The 539-nt window shown below is 56.8% G+C and carries 2 pseudogenes; one reads left to right on the top strand and one right to left on the bottom strand.

The features are described from left to right. A pseudogene (locus BFF42_RS27105) lies at positions 1-176 on the top strand (E3 ubiquitin--protein ligase); the annotation flags it as partial. Positions 177-355: 179 nt separating this feature from the next. Here BFF42_RS27105 and BFF42_RS27970 read toward each other — a convergent pair. Beyond that, positions 356-439, bottom strand: a pseudogene (locus BFF42_RS27970) (DUF4376 domain-containing protein); the annotation flags it as partial. Between the last annotated feature and the right edge of the window lie 100 nt (positions 440-539).

Here is a 539-nt window from a genome sequence, read left to right as displayed (position 1 = left end):
CTCAGAGGGTGGCTGACCGGCTGAAAGCATCAGGTCTGAGCGGTGATGCGGATGCGGAGAGGGAAGCCGGTGCACAGGTGATGCGTGAGACTGAACAGCAGATTTACCGTCAGCTGACTGACGAGGTACTGGCCCTGCGATTGTCTGAAAACGGCTCACAACTGCACCATTCATAATCACATCGCATAAACCACAGACCGGACTGACTCCGGAAAAACAGAGGCCCGCCCCCGGGCCTCCCCGGATTCATCCGTTTCCCTGTTCAGCCTGACAGCACGCCCCCGCGGCCGGATGACAGACTCCGCTTCGGTAAGCAAAGCGGTCTTCTGTGATTCCGCCAGTTGCGGCTTATTCATTACTCAACGTCAAACGCCCGAATTGAAGCCAAATCATCCAGACCGCTCAGCTCCTCTTTCATTTCACGCTGACGGCGATAAATCGTAAGCGTGCAGCAAGAACCGTATTGACGGGGATGTGTTATTCAGTCGGCAGTGCTACGCGCCAGGGGAGCAGTTCGCCGACCCGGTTTATCGGCCAGT

It is taken from the genome of Shigella sp. FC1661 (assembly GCF_001712525.1).
In the GTDB taxonomy this organism is placed as follows: domain Bacteria; phylum Pseudomonadota; class Gammaproteobacteria; order Enterobacterales; family Enterobacteriaceae; genus Escherichia; species Escherichia coli.
Note: the sequence above shows the minus strand (reverse complement) of the source record. Positions and strands in the feature narration are given on the sequence as shown.